This window comes from Rhodococcus sp. RS1C4 (assembly GCF_002258225.1).
GTDB lineage: Bacteria > Actinomycetota > Actinomycetes > Mycobacteriales > Mycobacteriaceae > Rhodococcoides > Rhodococcoides fascians_E.
This window is the reverse complement of sequence record NZ_NOXZ01000023.1, coordinates 90,264-110,060: the sequence shown is the minus strand read 5'-3', so window position 1 is coordinate 110,060 and position 19,797 is coordinate 90,264. Positions and strand designations below refer to the sequence as shown.

At 63.9% G+C, this 19,797-nt stretch carries 18 protein-coding genes; 11 read left to right on the top strand and 7 right to left on the bottom strand.

The window, feature by feature from the left end; genetic code table 11:
• Positions 1-8 precede the first annotated feature (8 nt).
• From CH289_RS11280 to CH289_RS11250, 7 genes are all read left to right on the top strand, one after another.
• Positions 9-983 (top strand): LysR family transcriptional regulator, encoded by a 975-nt coding sequence (locus CH289_RS11280; protein WP_094727923.1) that lies wholly within the window; start codon positions 9-11, stop codon positions 981-983.
• A gap of 70 nt (positions 984-1,053) precedes the next feature.
• Positions 1,054-1,935, top strand: a complete 882-nt coding sequence (gene gluQRS, locus CH289_RS11275) for a tRNA glutamyl-Q(34) synthetase GluQRS (RefSeq protein WP_094727922.1) — start codon at positions 1,054-1,056, stop codon at positions 1,933-1,935.
• A gap of 61 nt (positions 1,936-1,996) precedes the next feature.
• Complete coding sequence (locus tag CH289_RS11270) at positions 1,997-2,746, top strand: queuosine precursor transporter (RefSeq protein WP_094714022.1); 750 nt, start codon at positions 1,997-1,999, stop codon at positions 2,744-2,746.
• A 132-nt stretch (positions 2,747-2,878) separates the two neighbouring features.
• Positions 2,879-3,694, top strand: a complete 816-nt coding sequence (locus tag CH289_RS11265) for an SDR family NAD(P)-dependent oxidoreductase (RefSeq protein ID WP_094627894.1) — start codon at positions 2,879-2,881, stop codon at positions 3,692-3,694.
• 1 nt (position 3,695) lies between these two features.
• Positions 3,696-4,616: a reductase gene (locus CH289_RS11260; RefSeq protein WP_019662861.1), complete on the top strand. Its 921-nt coding sequence runs from the start codon at positions 3,696-3,698 to the stop codon at positions 4,614-4,616.
• Entirely contained in the window at positions 4,613-6,202 is a 1,590-nt protein-coding gene (locus CH289_RS11255) for a flavin-containing monooxygenase (protein WP_094727921.1), read from the top strand. Before CH289_RS11260 ends, CH289_RS11255 begins: the two co-directional genes overlap by 4 nt.
• 32 nt (positions 6,203-6,234) lie before the next feature.
• The gene (locus CH289_RS11250; RefSeq protein ID WP_094727920.1) at positions 6,235-6,975 is read left to right on the top strand and encodes a MerR family transcriptional regulator; all 741 of its coding nucleotides are present in this window, start codon (positions 6,235-6,237) and stop codon (positions 6,973-6,975) included.
• Here the strand turns inward: CH289_RS11250 and tgt are convergent.
• The 6 genes from tgt to CH289_RS11220 form a co-directional block, all read right to left on the bottom strand.
• Positions 6,932-8,170, bottom strand: coding sequence for a tRNA guanosine(34) transglycosylase Tgt (gene tgt, locus CH289_RS11245; protein WP_094727919.1), 1,239 nt, complete (start codon positions 8,168-8,170; stop codon positions 6,932-6,934). The genes CH289_RS11250 and tgt overlap by 44 nt on opposite strands.
• Before the next feature lie 28 nt (positions 8,171-8,198).
• Positions 8,199-10,154: an ABC transporter ATP-binding protein gene (locus tag CH289_RS11240; RefSeq protein WP_020111046.1), complete on the bottom strand. Its 1,956-nt coding sequence runs from the start codon at positions 10,152-10,154 to the stop codon at positions 8,199-8,201.
• Positions 10,151-11,881, bottom strand: a complete 1,731-nt coding sequence (locus CH289_RS11235; RefSeq protein ID WP_019662856.1) for an ABC transporter ATP-binding protein — start codon at positions 11,879-11,881, stop codon at positions 10,151-10,153. The genes CH289_RS11240 and CH289_RS11235 overlap by 4 nt, the downstream gene beginning before the upstream one ends.
• Positions 11,882-11,964: 83 nt before the next feature.
• Positions 11,965-14,259, bottom strand: a complete 2,295-nt coding sequence (locus CH289_RS11230; protein ID WP_019662855.1) for an MMPL family transporter — start codon at positions 14,257-14,259, stop codon at positions 11,965-11,967.
• A 3-nt stretch (positions 14,260-14,262) separates the two neighbouring features.
• Positions 14,263-14,919, bottom strand: a complete 657-nt coding sequence (locus CH289_RS11225; RefSeq protein WP_019662854.1) for a TetR/AcrR family transcriptional regulator — start codon at positions 14,917-14,919, stop codon at positions 14,263-14,265.
• Between the two features lie 103 nt (positions 14,920-15,022).
• On the bottom strand, positions 15,023-15,478 hold the full coding sequence (locus CH289_RS11220; RefSeq protein WP_026347383.1) for an RrF2 family transcriptional regulator: 456 nt from the start codon (positions 15,476-15,478) through the stop codon (positions 15,023-15,025).
• Between the two features lie 209 nt (positions 15,479-15,687).
• On the opposite strand from CH289_RS11220, the gene CH289_RS11215 reads away from it, so the two are divergent.
• Positions 15,688-16,599, top strand: a complete 912-nt coding sequence (locus CH289_RS11215) for a sterol desaturase family protein (protein WP_179276792.1) — start codon at positions 15,688-15,690, stop codon at positions 16,597-16,599.
• Here CH289_RS11215 and CH289_RS11210 read toward each other — a convergent pair.
• Positions 16,580-17,266: a YceI family protein gene (locus CH289_RS11210; protein WP_019662851.1), complete on the bottom strand. Its 687-nt coding sequence runs from the start codon at positions 17,264-17,266 to the stop codon at positions 16,580-16,582. The genes CH289_RS11215 and CH289_RS11210 overlap by 20 nt on opposite strands.
• Before the next feature lie 119 nt (positions 17,267-17,385).
• Here CH289_RS11210 and CH289_RS11205 point away from each other — a divergent pair, with 119 nt between their 5' ends.
• From CH289_RS11205 to CH289_RS11195, 3 genes are read left to right on the top strand one after another with little or no spacing between them, the layout of a single operon-like run.
• Complete coding sequence (locus CH289_RS11205; protein WP_033190063.1) at positions 17,386-18,396, top strand: PHP domain-containing protein; 1,011 nt, start codon at positions 17,386-17,388, stop codon at positions 18,394-18,396.
• Positions 18,393-19,298 (top strand): alpha/beta hydrolase family protein, encoded by a 906-nt coding sequence (locus tag CH289_RS11200; RefSeq protein ID WP_020111050.1) that lies wholly within the window; start codon positions 18,393-18,395, stop codon positions 19,296-19,298. Before CH289_RS11205 ends, CH289_RS11200 begins: the two co-directional genes overlap by 4 nt.
• Before the next feature lie 20 nt (positions 19,299-19,318).
• Positions 19,319-19,774 carry a hypothetical protein gene (locus CH289_RS11195; protein WP_094727917.1) on the top strand — a complete coding sequence of 152 codons (456 nt, stop codon included), beginning with the start codon at positions 19,319-19,321 and terminating at the stop codon, positions 19,772-19,774.
• Positions 19,775-19,797: the final 23 nt, after the last annotated feature.

The window sequence follows — 19,797 nt, the reverse complement described above, 5'->3', positions numbered from 1 at the left end:
GAGTATCGATGCAGATCGGACCGCCCGCAATACCCAACAACGCATGTGGGATCTGCAAGAATGCACATGTGTCGCATGCTCACCCCGATCATGGTCGGCCGCCCAGCGCAGACGACTTGCTGATCCTGTTGGCAGTGGGCAGAACCGGCCGGTACAACACCGCGGCGGACGACCTCGGGGTCAACCACACCACCATCTCCAGGCGTATCGCCGCGCTCGAAGCACGCCTGGGCGGCAGAGTTCTCGCCAGGTCCGGCAACGGTTGGGAACTCACCGCCCGCGGCAAGGATGCACTCGCCGCCGCCGAGAACATCGAAGCCGCGGTCCGTTCCCTGATGGGACCGGACGACGACGCAGAAGGCGTGGTCAGAGTGTCCGCGACCGACGGGTTCAGCGCATACGTCATCGCTCCCGCAGTCGCCCGAGTTCGGCTTCGCCACCCCGGTATCGCCGTGGAGATCGTCGCGACAACCAGGCGCGCCTCGCAGCAACGCTCCGGAATGGATGTGGAGATAGTCGTCGGCGAACCTCAGGTGCACCGCGCGGAGGCGATGAAGCTCAGCGACTACCACCTCGGGCTGTATGCGTCGACGAGTTATCTCGAAGCCCACGGCAGACCGGCCACCGTCGACGATCTCGCTGCTCATCCGCTGGTCTACTTCATCGACTCGATGCTGCAGGTCGACGACCTCGACATCGCTCCCGGCTTCGCACCGCTGATGCGGGAGTCGGTGACGTCGACCAACGTGTTCGTGCACGTCGAGGCGACCCGTGCGGCGGCAGGGATCGGACTGCTCCCCTGTTTCATGGCCGATCGGCACGACGATCTCGTGCGGTTGCTGCCGCAGGAAGTATCCGTCCGGTTGGATTATTGGCTGGTCTCGCGCGCCGAGACTTTGCGACGCCCGGAAGTCGCCCGAGTCGTCGAGGCCATCAGAGCCTCCGTCCTGGACCAGCGCGACGCGCTGTTGGGTCGCGCGTAGCCCGAACTTCGCGCAACTGCCGCTCCACGCCCGCGGTGTCCTAGCATCGAGACTGTCCTAGCATCGAGCCATGCCTGCCGGCCGATTCGCCCCGAGCCCGTCGGGCGACCTGCATCTCGGCAACCTCCGTACCGCGCTGCTCGCGTGGCTGTTCGCGCGATCCACAGGACGACCGTTCTTGATGCGCGTGGAGGATCTCGATCGCGTGCGCGAGGGCGCCGAGGCCCGTCAACTCGCCGACCTCCGCGCCATCGGCCTCGACTGGGACGGCCCCGTTGTTCGACAGTCCGAGCGCACCGCGCTGTACGACGACGCCATCGCCCACCTCACCGCGGCGGGAATGACCTACGAGTGTTTCTGCACGCGTCGGGAAATACAGGAGGCAGCGTCGGCACCCCACGCGCCCGACGGCGCCTACCCCGGAACCTGCAGAAATCTGACGGCCGCAGAACGGGCAACGAAAACCAGGCCTCCCGCAGTGCGCCTGAAGGCCGACGTGACCGAGTTCTCCGTTCACGACGACGTGCTCGGCGCATTTCACGGCCAGGTCGACGACCTCGTACTTCGCCGCGTCGACGGTGTCGCGGCCTACAACCTCGCGGTGGTGGTGGACGACGGCGAACAAGGCGTGGATCAAGTGGTCCGCGGGGACGATCTCCTGACGTCGTCCCCGCGTCAGGCGTACCTCGCGTCGCTGCTCGACATCCCCGGTCCCACCTACGCCCACGTGCCGCTCGCACTCAATGCTCAGGGAAAACGATTGGCGAAGCGCGACGGCGCGGTGACGCTGGAGGACCAGGCTGCGCTGGGTCTCGGGCCGCGAGACGTCCTGCACCTTCTGGCCCGATCACTGGAACTGGCCGAAGCCGACGAGCAAGTGTCCCCGGGCAACATTCTTCGGCGATTCGACCCGCAGAAGCTTCCGACGACCCCCTGGGTATTCGAGACATAACGGACTCGGTCGGTCGATTCTGTGCACTTCCGATTCGGACCTGGGGATTTCCCGTGTTTGGATGAGGCACGTGACAGCTCAGAAATCCGAAGACACGCCAGGCGCCGTTGCGCAGTTCGCGCACGTCAGCCGCGGCTACTACCCGACCATCGTGGCCTTGTTCGCCGCAACCCTGATCATCTCGAATGTGACGGCGAGCAAAGGCGTCGCGTTCTTCGGTGACAGCGAAGTATTCCTCGGCCCGTTCCAGGTGCTGCCGATCAACACCGACGGCGCATTCTTCCTCTTCCCACTCGCCTACATCCTGGGCGACGTCCTCAGCGAGGTGTACGGCTTCAAGGCGACGCGACGCGCGATCTACCTCGGGTTCGGGTCGATCATCCTCGCTGCCGTCTGCTTCTGGATCGCCATCGAGCTCCCCGCAGCCAGCTTCTACGAGAATCAGGAGTCACTCGAAACCGTCGTCGGCGTGGTGCCGCGGCTGGTCATCGCCGGCCTCGCCGGATACTTCGTCGGGCAGATGCTCAACGCCCTCGTCCTCGTCAAGATCAAACAGCGCACCAAGGAAAAGCACCTCTGGGCGCGACTGATCGGCTCGACCGTCGTCGGCGAATTCTTCGACACCCTGATCTTCTGCTCCATCGCCGCCGGCGTCATCGGCATCTCGACATGGGAAGACTTCATCAACTACGTCATCGTCGGCTTCATCTGGAAGACCCTCGTCGAAATCCTCGTACTTCCCATCACCTACCGCGTCATCGCCTACATCAAGAAGCGCGAACCCAGCTACCAGGAATCCGTCGCGGCATAGCTTCCGGCCTGGTACCTCTCACCCCTCGGGCGTGACCGAACGACACATTCGGTCACGCCCGAACTCGTCCATGCACCTTCCCGCGCCTATTGAGCCATTGACAAATGGCACAATCGGTATGAGTCTGAACGAATGAATCCGTCGTACAACGCTCGTGCCGTGGTGACCGGAGCGGGCAGTGGCATCGGCCGTGCGTTTGCGCTCGAACTCGCGAAGCGAGGTGGTGAGGTGATTTGCGCCGATATTTCCCTGACGCGCGCCGAGGAGACAGCTGCTCTCATCGGCGACAAAGCGCATGCGGTGAAGTGCGATGTCTCTCGACGTGAGCAGGTCGAGGACCTTGCCTTGTTCGCAGAACTGACCCTCGGCCGTCCTCCGACTCTCGTGATCAACAATGCGGGCGTCGGGATCGGTGGCACACCCGTCGGCGATATCGGGTTCGAGGACTGGAACTGGGCGCTGGGGATCAATCTCTGGGGAGTGATCCACGGATGCGAGATCTTCGCGCCTGCAATGAAGGCGGTCGGCGAGGGCGGGTTCATCAATGTCGCGTCCGCAGCCGGATTCGGTGCTGCGCCGTTGATGGCGCCGTACAACGTGGGGAAGGCCGGCGTGATCTCGCTGTCGGAGACCATGGCTGCCGAAGGCGTGCGAGTCACCGTGCTGTGTCCGACGTTCGTGAAGACGAATGTCGCCAAGGACGGACGTATCACCGCTGCCGGCAACAAGATCGCCGAAACACTGATGCGCACGACGGGGTTCACGCCGGAGAAAGTCGCGGTCGACACCTTGAACAAGTACGACCGCGGACGCCTCTACGTCGTGCCGCAGATCGACGCCAAGGTCATCTGGCGCCTCAAGCGCATCGCCCCTGCGCTCTACACCCGAACGCTCGGGTTGCTCGCTCGGTTCGCACCACAGGAAACCACACAGGAAGCAGGAGTCTGACATGGCATTCGACTTCGACGAGATGCTCGTCAAGATCAAGGACAAGCAGTGGGCGTTGGCCGACATCGACTGGGACGCACCGGGAGCGGAGACCATCGGTCCTGAACTCTGGACCAAGCTGAAGCCGTTCATGTCGGACCTGATGTGGATCGAGAACGTCGGCGCCCGCGGCTTCGCGGCCATGGCGAAGAAGGCTCCGACGGACACCTTGAAGGAGATCTACACCTACTTCCACGCAGAGGAACAGAAACACGCCAACGCCGAACTCGCACTGATGCGGCGGTGGGGCATGCTCGACGGCGACGAGATCCCTCAGCCCAATGTCAACGTCAAACTCGTCATCGACTGGCTGGACAAGTACTCGGATCAGACGTCACTCGCCGTGCTCGGGACCGTCATCCCGATGCTCGAGGTCGCACTCGACGGCGCACTGGTCAAGTTCATCGTCGACGAGATCGACGACCCGGTCTGCCAGGAGGTCTTCAAGAAGATCAACTCCGACGAATCACGCCATCTTGCAGTCGATTTCCAGGTCATCGAACTCCTGGGGCACGCGACGATGCGCAAGATCCTGGTGGAGACCGTCGGAGCCTGGATGAATCCGTCGCTGATCATCGGCACCCTCCGCTACATCCCACTGCTGAACAAGATGCGCGACAACATCGTGGCCATGGGTGTCGACGAGGAACGCCTCTACACCGCGATGCGGAGGTTCAAGAAGGTCGGCGAGAGAAGCGAATTCCCGAAGCGTCTGCCCATGTACCGCTTCATCAGCTGGCACTCCGGCGTCGTCATCAACCGCGCGCACCCGTACCACAAGTTCGCCGACGCCCTGGTCCGAGCAACGGCCAAGTACCCGAAGAAGCTGCTGCGCCCCCAGCCGACCTGGTCGAAGGAACTCACCTACGAGCCAGTCGCATGAGCGAAACGCAGCTCTCATCCCAGCAGGCTCCACTCCCGTCCCATGGGTCATTCCAGCAGGCTCCACTCCCGTCCCATGGGTCATTCCAGCAGGCTCCACTCCCGCTCGATGTAGCCATCATCGGCGGCGGCTTCGCCGGGATCGGTACCGCAATTCGACTCAAGCAGAAGCGAATCGAGAACCTTGCGATCTTCGAGCGGGGATCGGCTCCGGGCGGCACGTGGCGTGACAACACCTACCCCGGCGCGGCGTGTGACATCCCGTCGAGGCTGTACTCGTACAGTTTCGCCCCGAATCCGGATTGGTCGCACACGTATTCCGGTAGCGCCGAGATCCTGAAGTACATCGAGCGGATGGTCGACGATTTCGCCCTGCGTCCGATGCTGCGCTTCGGGCACAACGTCACCGGTGTCCATTGGGACGAGGCATCGTCACTGTGGGAGGTCACGTTCGACGATCACCCCTCGGTACGTGCACGGTCTGTCGTCATGGCGTCGGGCCCGTTGGCGAACGTCAGCTTCCCGGGCATCCGCGGCCTCGACACATATGAGGGCCACAAGATCCACAGCGCTCGTTGGGATCACGAGTTCGACTTCACCGGCAAGAAGGTGGCCGTCATCGGGACCGGGGCGTCGGGTGTTCAGATCGTGCCGGAGCTGGTCAAGGTGGCGCAGTCGGTCAAGGTCTTCCAGCGCACGCCGGGCTGGGCACTCCCCCGCACCAATCTGACCACTCGTCAGACCACCAAGGATCTGTACCGAAAGTTCCCGGCTGCGCAGTCGATCGCACGCAAGGCCTGGTTCTGGGGTCACGAGTCCGTCGCCCTCGGCGTCGTCTGGAATTCGCCGCTCACCCGCGTCGTCGAAGCCGTCGGCAAGCTGCACCTGCGGCGACAGGTTCGAGATCCCTGGCTTCGACGGCAGCTCACTCCCGATTTCCGGGCCGGATGCAAACGACTGCTCATGACGAGTGAGTTCTATCCGGCACTGCAGCGGGACAACTGCACTCTGGTGACCTGGCCGATCGCGCGTCTGGCACCCAAGGGAATTCGCACCGTCGAAGGTATCGAACATCAGGCGGACGTGATCGTCTTCGCAACCGGATTCGACGTGTCCAAGACGGGCACGCCGGTTCCCATCACCGGACGCGACGGCCGTGTGCTGGCCGACGAGTGGAGCTCGGGCGCGAAGGCCTACAAGTCCATCAGCGTCGCGGGCTACCCGAACATGTACTTCACGTTCGGCCCCAACTCGGGTCCGGGGCACAGTTCCGCGCTGGTCTACATGGAGGCACAGATCGACTATCTCGTCGACGCCATCTCCCACGCGATCGCACGGAACTCGGTTCTCGAGGTCAGGGCGGACAGGCAGCGCGAGTACAACACGGATCTGCAGCGTCGGCTGCAGCGGACGACGTGGAATTCCGGCTGCTCGAGCTGGTATCTCACCGAGGACGGTTTCAACGCGACCATGTTCCCCGGCTTCGCGAGCCAGTACGTCGGGCAGCTGAAGTCGGTGAACTACGACGACTACACCGTCACCGAGCACCGGGCGAGGGTGACCGCCGCCCGTGCGGCTACCGTGTAACCGACACAGGCAGGCTGTCGGGAGGATCACGGGTGGAGTATCGGATCGACGATCTGGCCCATGCGGCCGGTACCACCACCCGGAACGTGCGCGCCTACCGTGAACGTGGCTTGTTGCCTCCTCCCGAGAAGCGTGGTCGCGTCGGAATCTACGACGACACGCACCTGGCGCGTCTGAAGTTGATCGACATTCTGCTGCAGCGTGGTTTCACGACGTCGCACATCAGCGACTTCATCAGTGGGTGGGAGAACGGTAAGGATCTCGCGGAGGTCCTCGGGTTGCAGAATGCCGTCACCGAGCAGTGGTCCCGCCAGGACTCGGTGGAGATTCCACTGACGCTGGTCGACGAATTCCTCGGTGAGGGTGACCAATTGGCGCGGCTCGAGGCGCTGGGCCTGGCTCGGGTCGAGGGTGAGAACTGTGTGTTCACCGACCCGGAGTTACTCGAGGGGTTCTCGTCGTTGTCGGGCCACGGCTTCACCGTCGGGCAGCTCATCGACGTCCACGAACGTATTCATGCAGCGGTCGACGGTGTTGCCAAGGACATGATCGCCACGGCGAAGCAGCACATCGTCGACCAGCACGGTGAAGGGTGGCTACCAGGCGAGACCGAGGTGGGCGCGACGGCGGACATGCTCACCCGCATGCGCGAGCTGGCCGTGTATTCGGTGAACTCGACGCTCGCCCGGGCTCTGGACGAGAATCTTCAGCGCGAGCTCGGTGACTATCTCACGACCGCGATGCGTAGAAACGACCGAGAAACTCGTCCTTGAATTCGTGGAATCTGTTCTGCTGGATGGATTCACGGATGTCGGCGACGAGTTTCACGGTGAATCGTTCGTTGTGTATGGTGCACAGCGTCGACGCCAACATCTCCTTCGCCTTGAACAGGTGATGGATGTAGGCCCGGGTGTAGTGCGCGCAGGTGTAGCAGTCGCAGTTCTCGTCGATCGGCGTGAAGTCTCGACGATGCTTGGCGGTGTTGATGTTGAATCGGCCGGTCGGTACGTAAATCGCTGCGTTGCGGGCCACGCGTGACGGGTTGACGCAGTCGAACGTGTCCGCGCCGTTCTCGATGGCAGTGAAGAAGTCGTCCGGCTCGCTGATGCCGAGCATGTGGCGCGGTTTGTGTTCGGGCAGTTCTTCGTTCACCCACCGGGTGATGGTGCCGAGGTTCTGCTTCTCCAGCGCGCCGCCGATGCCGTAGCCGTCGAAGCCTCGGCCGGTCTCGCCGGTGATGGTCTCGAGGTCGTGTGCGGCCTTGCGGCGCAGATCCTCGTACTGCGCGCCCTGCACCACCCCGAACAGTGCCTGATACGGCTTCCCGACGCGCTCCGCCGTCAGCCGCTCGTGTTCGAGGACACAGCGTTTCGCCCATGCCTGTGTGCGGTCTACCGACATCTCCTGGTAGCCGCGGGTGTTCATCAGGGTCGTCAACTCGTCGAACGCGAACATGATGTCCGCGCCTAGTTGGTGTTGGATCTGCATCGACACTTCGGGAGTGAACCGGTGCCGCGATCCGTCGAGGTGCGATTTGAACGTGACTCCGTCGTCGTCGACATGGGCGAGGCGTTCCTTGCCCTCGGCGATGACGTCGTCGGATTCGACGCGGCTCGCGTCCATCGAGATGACCTTCTTGAATCCGACACCGAGCGACATCACCTGGAAGCCGCCGCTGTCGGTGAACGTCGGACCGTCCCAGTTCATGAACGTGCCGAGGCCACCGGCTTCGTCGACGATGTCGGGGCCGGGCTGAAGGTAGAGGTGGTAGGCGTTGGCGAGCACCGCCTGCGCACCGAGGTCCTTCATGGCCTCCGGCAGCACCGCTTTCACCGTCGCCTTCGTGCCGACGGCGATGAACGCGGGCGTCGCGATGTCTCCGTGGGGCGTGTGGATGGTCCCCGTACGTCCCAGGCGGTCCTCCAGCCGGGTGTCGATGCTGAAGAAGGGATCGTTCGGAGTGCTCACAGGCCCAACCCTAAACGTCCTTCCCTGGCTAGCTGAATTGAGAGGCGTACAACCGCCCGTATGCACCGCCCGCGCCGACGAGCGAGTCGTGGTCGCCCTGCTCGACGATTCGGCCGTCCTCCATCACGACGATGAGGTCCGCGTCGCGGATGGTCGAGAGCCTGTGGGCGATGACGAAGCTGGTCCTGTCACTGCGTAGAGCGGCTGTTGCCTTCTGCACGAGCAGTTCGGTGCGAGTGTCGACGGAGCTGGTGGCCTCGTCGAGGATCAGGATCAGCGGTTTCGCCAGAAACGCGCGCGCGATGGTGATGAGCTGCTTCTCGCCTGCGCTGACGTTGTTGCCTTCCTCGTCGATGATCGTGTCGTAGCCGGCCGGCAGCGAATGCACGAACTTGTCGACGTAGCTGACGCGCGCAGCTTCGAGAATTTCTTCCTCGGTGGCGTCGGGATCTCCGTAGGCGATGTTGTCCCGGATGGTTCCACCGAACAGCCAGGTGTCCTGCAGCACCATTCCGGTGCGCTCGCGGAGTTCGTCTCGCGTCATGGAGCGGGTGTCGACGCCGTCGACGGTGATCCGGCCTGCGTCGATGTCGTAGAAGCGCATGATGAGGTTCACCAGTGTGGTCTTGCCTGCACCTGTCGGGCCCACGATGGCGACGAGGTGCCCCGGCTCCGCGACGAGCGAGAGATCCTCGATGAGCGGTTGATCTTCGCGGTAGCTGAAGGACACGTTCTCGAATTCGACGCGGCCGTGATCGGTGGCCGGGAGGGCAGGGCGAGAAGGATCGGGGTCCTCGTCGTCGGCGTCGAGGAGGTCGAAGATGCGTTCCGCGGACGCCACTCCCGACTGCACCAGGTTCACCATGGAACCGACCTGCGTCAGTGGCTGAGTGAACTGTCGCGAGTACTGGATGAAGGCCTGGACTTCACCGAGGCTCAGGGTGCCCGACGCCACGCGCAGTCCGCCGACGACGGCGATGATGACGTAGTTGACGTTCCCGAGGAACATGATGGCGGGCATGATCATGCCGGAGATGAACTGTGCCCGGAAGCTGGACTCGAAGAGCTTGTTGTTTCGTTCGCCGAACTCGCGCTCGACCTCGGCTTGGCGGCCGAACGCCTTCACCAGTTCGTGTCCGGTGTAGGTCTCCTCGATCTGACCGTTCAGTTTGCCGGTGTATTTCCACTGGTTGACGAAGTGCGGTTGCGAGCGTTTGGCGATCACCGCGGTGACGAGGAACGACGCCGGAACCGTCAGCAGGGCAACGAGAGCCAGCAGCGGCGAGATCCAGATCATCATGCCGAGGATGCCGACGACGGTCAGGATGCCGGTGATCAGCTGGCTCAGGGTCTGCTGCAGGCTGGTCGAGACGTTGTCGACGTCGTTGGTGACTCGGCTGAGCAGTTCTCCTCGGGTGTGAGAGTCGAAGTACTTCAGTGGAAGCCGATGAATCTTCCGTTCGACGCTGCCGCGAAGGTTGCGGATGGTGCGCTGCAACGCAATGTTCAGGATGTACCCCTGAGCCCACGCCAGCAGTGCCGAGACCACGTACAGCGCGAGGACGAACAGTAGGACGTTGCCGACGGCGGAGAAGTCGATTCCGATGCCGGGCGTGACGTCCATTCCGTTCACCAGGTCGGCGAACGTGTCCTGCCCTTGCGCGCGAAGGCCGTCCACCGCTTGCGCTTTGGACTGTCCGGGCTCGAGTTGACCGCCGATCACGCCGTTGAAGATCAGGTTGGTCGCGTGTCCGAGGATCGTCGGTGACGCCACCGACAGTACGACGCTGGAGGCCGCGAAGACGAGCATGATCGAGAGCAGCATCTTCTCGGGAGCGAGAAGGCCGATCATGCGTTTGAGCGACGGCTTGAAGTTCTTCGCTCTCGTTCCCGGCACTATCGTCTTGCCGGGTTTCGCCGGCGCAACCGGTGCATTCGGCGGTGCGGGTGTGGGCTGGCTGGTGGGAGGGACCGGTCGCGTCATGATGCAGCCACCGCGTGCTGGGAGTCGACGATCTCCGCGTACGTCGGGCACGTGGCGATGAGCTCGTCGTGTGTTCCGAGCCCGACGGGTTGCCCGTCGTCGAGTACGAGGATCTGGTCGGCGTCGATGATGGTGGAGACTCGTTGGGCGACAACGATCATGCAGGCGTCCTTCATGACCGGCTTCAGCGCGGCTCGGAGTTTGGAGTCGGTGGTCAGGTCGAGGGCGGAGAACGAGTCGTCGAAGAGGTAGATGCTCGGCTTGCGGACCAGCGCTCGTGCGATGGCCAGGCGTTGACGCTGGCCGCCGGAGACCGTCGTGCCGCCTTGTGACACTTCGGTTTCGAGGCCTTCCGGCATCTTGCGAACGAAGTCTGCGCCCTGCGCGATCTCCAGTGCTTCCCAGAGTTCGTCGTCGGTGGCGTCGGCTTTGCCGTAGCGGAGATTGGATCCGATGGTGCCGGAGAACAGGAAGGGCTTCTGCGGGATCAGGCCGATCTCCTGCCGGAGCGCATCGATGTCCAGGTCACGAATATCGGTGCCGCCGACGAGAACCTGGCCGGCGGTGACGTCGATGAGCCGTGGGACGAGGTTGATCAGAGTGGATTTTCCGGATCCGGTTCCACCGATGACGGCAGTCACCTTGCCGGGTTCCGCTGTGAAGTTCACGCCGCACAGAACCGGGAACTCGGCTCCGGGGTAGGCGAACTCGGCGTTTCGCATCTCGACGATTCCGGGCGCTGTTGCGAACGGTTTCGGCTGGGCGGGCAGGACGACGGAGGACTCGGTCGACAGGACTTGGCTGATCCGGTCGGCGCACACCGAGGCGCGGGGCACCATCATGGCGATGAACGACGCCATCATGACCGACATCAGGATGAGCATGATGTAGCTGAGCAGGGCGGTCAGTGCGCCGATTTCCATGGTGCCGTTGTTGATCGCGTGTCCGCCGAACCAGATGACGGCGACGCTGGTGACGTTGGAGATCAGCATGACCGTCGGGAACATCAACGCCATCAGACGGCCGACGTGCAGTGCTGCGGCGGTGAGCGAATCGTTCGCGACGCCGAACCGGTCGATCTCCTTGCGTTCGCGGACGAAGGCCCGCACGACACGGATGCCGGTGATCTGCTCACGGAGTACCCGGTTGACCGCGTCGATCCGCACCTGCATGGCGCGGAAACCCGGGACCATTCTCGCGACGATCAAGCCCATGGCGATGGCCAGGCCGGGTACGGCGATGAGCAGAATCCAGGACAGTCCGATGTCTTCGCGCAACGCCATCACGACGCCGCCGATGCACATGATCGGCGCCATCACGACGATGGTGAAGCCCATGACGATCAGAAGCTGGACCTGTTGAACGTCGTTGGTGTTACGAGTGATCAGTGAGGGTGCACCGAACTGGCCGACCTCACGAGCGGAGAACGTGCCGACGCGGTGCAGAATGGCACCGCGCAGATCCCGGCCTGCGCCCATCGCGGCCTTGGCCCCGATGAGTACCGCCGCGACCGAACACACGATCTGCACCAGCGACACGAGCAACATCCACCCACCGGTCGTGAGGATGTAGCCCGTGTCGCCGCGCGTGACGCCGTTGTCGATGATGTCGGCGTTGAGGCTGGGCAGGTACAGCGACGCGGCCGTGGCCACGAGCTGCAGGGTGACCAACCCCGCGATCGCGCCCTTGTAGGGAGCGAGAAATTTCTTGAGAAGCGGGATCAGCATGATGGCCGAAGATTACTCGTACACATGGGTAACAGTCTCCACATTTCTACCGGTGAACATCAATCTTCGGCCATCGAGGCTGGTCAGGACTTCGGGGGCGCCTTCTGCAGCTTGGCACCTTCGATGTCGACGTCGGGCAGGATCTTGTCCAGCCACTTCGGCAACCACCACGCCTTGTCGCCGAGCAGTGCCATCACCGACGGGATGATGACCATGCGGACGACGAACGCGTCGAAGAACACTGCGGCCGCGAGGGCGAAACCGATCGACTTGATGAACGAGTCGGGCTCGGCGATGAAGGCCGCGAAGACCGAGATCATGATGACCGCTGCCGACGTCACCACACGGGCTCCGTACTTGAACCCGTTGACGACGGCGTCCTTCGCCGGAGTGCCGTGGACGAACTCTTCGCGCATTCGCGACACCAGGAACACCTGATAGTCCATCGCGAGGCCGAACACGACACCGATGAGGAAGATCGGCATGAAGCTGACGATCGGCTGCGGGTTGCTGATCAGCCCCAGCCCGCCTTCCTGGAAGATGAACACCGTCGCACCGAACGTCGCGAGGACGCTGAGCAGGAATCCGAGTGTCGCGGTCAGCGGCACCAAGATCGACCGGAACACCACCATCAGCAGTACGAACGCCAGTCCGACGACCACGGCGAGGTACGGCACGAGTGCATCCTGCAGACGCTCGGACACGTCGAGTTCGAGCGCGGTCTGACCGGTCACGCCGTAGGACACGCCGTCGGTCTCGGCGAAGCCCGGCTCTGCTGCACGAAGGTTCGCAACGAGGTCCTTCGTCGCATCGCTGTTGGGCGAACTGTTGGGCGTGACGAGGATCTGTGCCGTGTCGCCAGCCTGGTTCACCGCGACGATCTGCGCGTTCTCGACGTCGTCTTCCTCGTAGATCGACTCGATGACCTTGCCGAATCCGGCCGTGCGATCCGCTTCCGGCGTTGCGGAGGCGTCGGCGATGACGAGAAGCGGTCCGTTGCGGCCGGGCCCGAAGCCCTCGTCGACCAGGTCGTACGCCTTTCGGACCGAGGTCGACGGGTCCGACGTGGCGATGCTGGGCAGTGCCAGCGACAGGCCGGTCGTCGGGCCTGCGATGACGGCGAGCAGTACGACGCCGCCGATCAGGCCGATCGCGGGACGCTTGACCAGCGCACGTGCCCAGCGGAGACCGTTGGTGGGCGGTGCGTTCGGGTCCTCGGGATCGGTGGTGTTGACGAACTTGATCTTGCCGCCGAACGCCTTGCCCTTGAACACACCGAGCAACGCGGGGAGGAACGTCAGCGCGATCAGGACTGCGACGAACACTGCGAAGCCGGCTGCGTAACCCATCTGCGACAGGAACGGGATGCCGACGACACGCAGTGCGACGAGCGCGATGAGCACCGTTGCGCCGGCGAACACGACCGCAGATCCGGCGGTACCCACCGACCGTCCGACGGCTTCCTCTCGGTCGTCGGTGAGCGTGAGCTCGTGCCTGTACCTGGCGAGAATGAAGAGGGAGTAGTCGATCGCGACGGCCAGGCCGATCATCACCGCGAGGATCGGGGTGAAGGTGGACAGGTCCGCAAATCCCGACGCCGTGGTGATCGTCAAGCTGCTGATGCCGATGCCGACGATGGCGGTGACGAGCGGGAGGCCGGCCGCGAAGGCGGAACCGAACATGATCAGCAGGACGACGGCGGCGACAGCGAGGCCGACGAGCTCGGACGTGCCGCCCGGCGGCGATGCATCCTGGGCGACGCTGCCGCCCAGCTCGACGGTCAATCCGGCGTCACGTGCAGGCTGAGCAGCCTCGTCGAGCGAGGTGCGCAGGTCCTCCGTGACGTCGGCGAGCTCGACGGACAGCGGAACTTCGAGCGTGCCGATGTTGCCGTTCGGGCTCAGCGGCGACAGTGCAGCCGCGTTGGCTGCGGCGGTGTCGGCAGGGGTTCCGTCCTGCTCGGCCAGCGAACTGTACTGCTCGACGATGGCGGTGTTGCCCGCGACCGGGTTGGCGAGCGGCTGGGCCCCACCGGGCTTGGCGGCGGCGTCGACGTCGGCGATCTGGTCGATGTCCGCGATGGTCGCGTCGATCGCGGCGGTGTACGCCGGAGTGTCGAGAGTCTGGCCGTCCGGCGCCTTGAAGACGTACTGCGCCGATACCGCCGTCAGCGGATCCTCGGCGTTGCCGAATCGCTCGCTCTGCAGGTCGAGAGCTTCCTGCGCCGGAGTGCCGGGGATGTTGAACGAGTTGGCCGTCGGGCCGGACAGAGTGGCGGCGCCGACGCCTGCCAGTACGAGAATCGCCAGCCATAGGGCGAGGACAATGCCTTTTCGTCGGAAGGCGAACTTACCGACTCGATAGAGAAATGTAGCCACAGGTCAGCTCCTGAAGTCTGTGTTCGGTGCGCTGGTTTTCGTTTCGCGAGGGTCCGGAAGCCCGGCCTGCAGTTGGTCGAATGCGTCTTCGACGAGCTGTTTCGGCGAAGAATCTCCTTCAGGGTCGGCGGTCCAAATCGTCAAGGCAGCTGTGACGGCATTGCCGACGGCAGCTTGGAGAAGGTTCGGGTACAGGTCACGGTCGATGTCCGTGCCGGTACGCGCGGCAATTGCTTCGCCGAGAACTCGGATGAGCGAGTGGTGAACTTCGAGCTTGCGGGCCATGACACTCGGCGTCGCTTCGATCAGTTGCGCAACGGCGAAGGTCTCCGCGAGGTCCTTGTCCGGATCGGACACGATCGACACTGCCACGTGTCTCATCGCGTCCCAGATGGGCTCGTCGGCAGGGCGATCACGCAGCATCTCGAACCATTCGAGCGCCGAAGCCTCGATGTGGTGGAGAACCGCTTCTTCCTTGTTGGCGAAGTAGTTGTGGAAGGTCCGCGTCGACACACCCGCCTCGGCGGCGATGGCGTCGGCGGTGACGGCGTCGAGTCCCCGCGCTTTCGCCAACTGAACTGCTGCGAGGCCTAGAGCGTCGCGCGTGGCGGCCTTCTTCAGATCACGAAGGCCAGTGCGGGGAGCGGTCACGAACTCCAAGGTACGGAAGTTGCAGAGTTCTGCACTATTGCAGAAGGGTGCAAGTTTGACGATTGAGTCACACCCAACGCACAGGGTGTGTCAGCTCACACCCCGACGTGAGTCAGCGTCGCGCCCAGGCCGCCGGGTCGGCAGTCAGCTCGAACACGAACGCCGGAACATCATCGGCAACGATCTCCGCCAGCGACACTTCCTCCAACACCGCGCGCATGTTCGCCCGCACCGCCAGCCACACCAGCTGCAACGGCTTCGCGGGGCCCGGGTAGTCGACATCCTCCGGACGCTGCCCGCGCACCGACGCCAACGGCCCCTCCACCGCCCTGATCACATCCGCAACCGAAATCTCCGACGCCGGCCGAGCGAGCCAATACCCTCCGTCGGGCCCTCGCCGACTGCGCACCAGGTCAGCACGCCGCAGATCCGACAGCACCGACTCCAAGAACTTGTGCGGAATCTTCTGCGCACCCGCCAGCGCCTCAGCCTTCCCCGGAACCCCATCCGCGGCCGCCAGCTCCAGCAAAGTCCGCACGGCATAATCCGCCTTGGCGGTAATGTGCACAGCAATCTCCTCGGCCGACGAATGGTTCCTAATTCCTACCATTCGAATAGGAAATAGGCGAATCCCGAACCCCCTCGGGACCGAATGAACCGTTCGGTCACTCCAAGTGACCAAATGCCACGTTCGGTCTCGAAGAGGGTCGGCAGGGTGTGTTCCACGACACGTCGAAGCGTTACACTTCAGCTACAAGTGTCACGCAAAGGAGTCGAATGGTGGGCGAGTGGGTTCAGTCGGCCTGGAATGCACTCCCCGAGCCGTTACGTGATCCGGTGGCGTTGGCGATTCCGGCGTTTGCTCTGCTTCTGGTGATCGAGTGGTGTGCCGCGATCAAGCTCGAGGACGGCGACCTGGGCAGCTACAAGGGGGCCGATGCGCGGGCCAGCCTCGGGATGGGTGTTGTCTCGATTGCGACGACGACGGTGTGGAAGACGCTGGCTCTGTTCGGTTACACGGCCTTGTACGTGTACGTCGCTCCGCGGCATTTGCCGGCCGACGCCTGGTACACGTGGGTGATTCTCATCGTGGGCGTCGATGTCCTCTTCTACGCGTATCACCGCACTGCACACCGCACGCGGATCATCTGGGCGACGCATCAGGCGCATCATTCCAGTGAGTACTTCAACTTCAGCACCGCTCTTCGCCAGAAGTGGAACAACAGTGGCGAGATTGTCATGTGGCTTCCGTTGCCACTGTTGGGGATTCCGCCGTGGATGGTGTTCGTGGGTTTCTCGATCAACCTGGTGTATCAGTTCTGGGTTCACACGGAACGGATCGACAAGCTGCCTCGCGTGATCGAGTTCGTGTTCAACACGCCGTCGCATCATCGGGTCCATCATGGGAACGATCCGCAGTATCTCGACAAGAACTACGGCGGCATCTTCATCGTGTGGGACAGGCTGTTCGGCAGCTACGCCGACGAGGTGGCGCGGCCGCATTACGGCCTGACGAAGAAGGTCGACACATTCAACATCTGGACACTCCAGACACACGAATACCGCTCCATCGCACGTGATGTAGCGGCATCGCGGTCGTGGCGTGAACGGTTCGGTTTCGTCCTCGGCCCGCCGGGGTGGACGCCGAGCAGGGCCGAGGCGAAAGAGACTAGTTCGAGTTCAGGTTGATCAGGAAGTCGACCGATCCCGAGCCCTCGACGGTCACGAATCCGAGCGACGGAGGCTCGATGCCGAAGTCCGTCCACGTCGTCGGAATGCTTCCCGACGCGATGAGCGTGTCACCGGACTGCAGGACCTCCATCTCGACGGAGACAGGACGGGACTGGTCCTTCAGGGTCAACGTTCCGTTCGCGGTGACGGTGGCCGTCGTTCCGTCCTTGGGAAGTGATGCCAGGTCCACGGGCGAGTCGAAGGTGAAGGTCGCCGTCGGATAGGTGGCGGTGTCGAAGATGTTGCCGCGGAACTGGTTGTCGCGACGGTCGCTGTCCGTGGTGATCGACCCCGTCTGCACTGTCACCTCACCTTCGGTGAGGGTGTTGTCCGTGATCGTGACGTCGCCGCTGACCTCGGGGGTCGTGCCGACCACTGTGACGTCGGAGCCGTTGAGCACTTCGTCGACGGTGTATCCCGCGGCCGTGGTGTTCGACGCGTCGCCTGGGACGATGGTCCATGTTCCGTCCAGGTCGTCGGTGGAGGCGGCTTGCGCTCCCTCGGTCGAGACCGTCGCGGCGGGCGCGTCGTCTTCTTGGAACGACGCATAGATCTTGGGGCCGAAGTACGCACCGAGCGCGATCACGACGACGAGTGCGCCGGCTATCCACCATTTCTTTGTCATGCCTCGCAATGCTAGTTGCACCTTCAACCCTGTGGGGGTTCGTGCACCTGGCAACTTGCTGAGAAGTTTGTCCGATACCGCCGTGTCGGGCTGCCACCCCGCTGCTGGACAATAGGGACATGGACCCGATCGAAGCTCTGCGCGAGATCGCCTACTGGCTCGAGCGCTCGCGCGCGGACACTCACCGCGTCAAGGCGTATCGGCGTGCAGCCGACGTGGTCGAATCGTTGAGCGAGACTGCGCGATCCGAGCGCCGGAAGGCCGATTCGTGGTCCGCGTTGCCGGGCATCGGAGCCAAGACGTCGCTCATCATCCGTCAGGCCCTCTCGGGCGACGTACCGGACTTTCTTGCCGAGAAGCGTGCCGAGGCCGAGCCGATCGGCGACAACGATCTCCGGTCTGCCCTCAGAGGGGATCTGCATACCCATTCCAACTGGTCCGACGGCGGCAGCGGGATCGAGGAGATGATGCGCACCGCAGCCCGGCTCGGTCACGAGTACTGCGCGTTGACCGATCATTCACCCCGGTTGAAGGTGGCCAACGGATTGTCGGCCGATCGGCTGAGGAAGCAACTCGACGTTGTTGCCGAACTCAACGAGGAACTCGCGCCGTTCCGCATTCTCACCGGTATCGAGGTGGACATCCTCGACGACGGCAGCCTGGATCAGGACGAGGGCTTGCTCGCCGAACTGGATATCGTTGTCGCCAGCGTGCATTCGAACCTGCGGGCCGACTCCGAGTCGATGACCCGCCGCATGGTCAACGCAATAGCCAACCCCCACGTCGACGTGTTGGGACATTGCACCGGCAGGCTCGTCGAGGGTGGCCGGGGAACGAGGCCGGAATCGAAGTTCGACGCCGACGTGGTGTTCGAGGGATGCAAGCAGTTCGGTACCGCGGTGGAGATCAACGCCCGGCCCGAGCGTCAGGACCCGCCGGAGCGCCTCATCGATGTCGCCCTCGAGCGGGGCTGCCTGTTCTCGATCGACACCGACGCACATGCGCCCGGGCAGCTCGACTGGCAGGGCTACGGGGCCCTACGCGCCGAAGCTCGGGGCGTGCCGGCTGAACGCGTCGTCAACACCTGGTCGGCCGACGAACTTCTCGCCTGGACCGGTGGCAGCCGGTGAAATTCACACGACTAGCGGCCTTCCTCGTGACGGCAGCGTTGACGGCTGGATGCAGTGGATCCACCGTGCACACGCCGCCCCCGATTCCGACGCCGTCTCCCGCACTGATCCCGGCCCTGGCGGATCCGCCGATCAGACTGCTCTACGGCGCCGACGAGGACAACGTGGGTGACCTGTATCTGCCGGACAACGGCGCGGACTCCCTGCCTGTTGTCGTGATGGTGCACGGTGGCGGGTGGCAGCAGCGGTACGACATGTCGTACTTCGGACCGATCTCGGAAGCCGTGGCCGATCGCGGAATTGCCGTGTGGAACATCGAATACCGCCGTGGCACCGGCGATTACCGCGATACGCTCGCTGACGTCGACAACGCGACGGAGGCGCTGGCCAACACGGTCCAGGAGGCTGCGGGGGGCCGGTTGGACCTGGGCCGCGTTCATGTGGCCGGCCACTCGGCCGGCGGCCAGCTGGCCGCGTGGTTGGCGGGGCGTCACACCCTGGATGCGTCGGCTCCTGGCGCGCAGCCGAAGATCATGCCCCGCAGCGCGACGATCATGGCCGGCGTCTTCGACATGGCACGTGCCGCGAACATCGGGGGCGACAAACTCGTGCCCGCGTTCCTCGGTGGTATGCCCGATCAGGTTCCGGACCGGTATCGCGTCGCCTCACCGATCGAGCATCTGCCCATCGGCACACGGGTGACGGCAATCCACGGCGACGCCGACAAGACCGTGTCCGTGAACCAGAGCACGGCCTACGCCGACGCCGCACGTGCCGCGGGCGATACCGTCGACGTCGTCGTTCTACCGGGAGCCGGGCACGGGGATTTCACGAACAGCGGTTCGGTTGCGTGGCGCACGACGGTCGACGCCATTGCTGCCCACGCGGCCGATGTCGAGTGACGTCTGGTACACAGTTGGCCATGAAGCGGACCATCGTCACCGGCGCAGTGTTGATGCTCGCCCTCGCTGGATGCGGCTCGGACGAGCAGCCCTCGGCCGCGCCCAGCACACCCTCCACGTCGACGACGACGACGGCCGCCCCTTCCACGACTGCGGAGTCGATGCCGGCCGCTCCGGCCGAATCCGTCGCACCCGAGACCACCCCGGCGGACGCTCCCCCACCGGCACCCGTGCAATTGCCCATCGACCAGGGCGACGGGTCGAACCGGCCCACCGGCGAGCAACTGTACGTCGAGACCTGCCAGCAGTTCCTTGCCGCGATCGATGCCCTCGCCGTCACCGGCGCTCCACGGAACGTGACCGTCGACGGGATTTCCGCACAGCTGCAGGCCAATCCGAGCTGGTCGGCGGTCCCTCCCGAGGACCAGCAGCAGATGCTCCGCGGTTTGGACGCAGCCGGCCTCGGCAGCTGCTGAACCGAGGCGGCAGGAGTGCAGCA

Excerpts from the sequence above, each read along its gene's own strand:
- CH289_RS11280 (WP_094727923.1), top strand. The coding sequence starts at position 9 with ATGCAGATCGGACCGCCCGCAATACCCAACAACGCATGTGGGATCTGC.
- gluQRS (WP_094727922.1), top strand. The coding sequence starts at position 1,054 with ATGCCTGCCGGCCGATTCGCCCCGAGCCCGTCGGGCGACCTGCATCTC.
- CH289_RS11270 (WP_094714022.1), top strand. The coding sequence starts at position 1,997 with ATGAGGCACGTGACAGCTCAGAAATCCGAAGACACGCCAGGCGCCGTT.
- CH289_RS11265 (WP_094627894.1), top strand. The coding sequence starts at position 2,879 with ATGAATCCGTCGTACAACGCTCGTGCCGTGGTGACCGGAGCGGGCAGT.
- CH289_RS11260 (WP_019662861.1), top strand. The coding sequence starts at position 3,696 with ATGGCATTCGACTTCGACGAGATGCTCGTCAAGATCAAGGACAAGCAG.
- CH289_RS11255 (WP_094727921.1), top strand. The coding sequence starts at position 4,613 with ATGAGCGAAACGCAGCTCTCATCCCAGCAGGCTCCACTCCCGTCCCAT.
- CH289_RS11240 (WP_020111046.1), bottom strand. The coding sequence starts at position 10,154 with ATGACGCGACCGGTCCCTCCCACCAGCCAGCCCACACCCGCACCGCCG.
- CH289_RS11235 (WP_019662856.1), bottom strand. The coding sequence starts at position 11,881 with ATGCTGATCCCGCTTCTCAAGAAATTTCTCGCTCCCTACAAGGGCGCG.
- CH289_RS11215 (WP_179276792.1), top strand. The coding sequence starts at position 15,688 with ATGGTGGGCGAGTGGGTTCAGTCGGCCTGGAATGCACTCCCCGAGCCG.
- CH289_RS11210 (WP_019662851.1), bottom strand. The coding sequence starts at position 17,266 with ATGACAAAGAAATGGTGGATAGCCGGCGCACTCGTCGTCGTGATCGCG.
- CH289_RS11205 (WP_033190063.1), top strand. The coding sequence starts at position 17,386 with ATGGACCCGATCGAAGCTCTGCGCGAGATCGCCTACTGGCTCGAGCGC.
- CH289_RS11195 (WP_094727917.1), top strand. The coding sequence starts at position 19,319 with ATGAAGCGGACCATCGTCACCGGCGCAGTGTTGATGCTCGCCCTCGCT.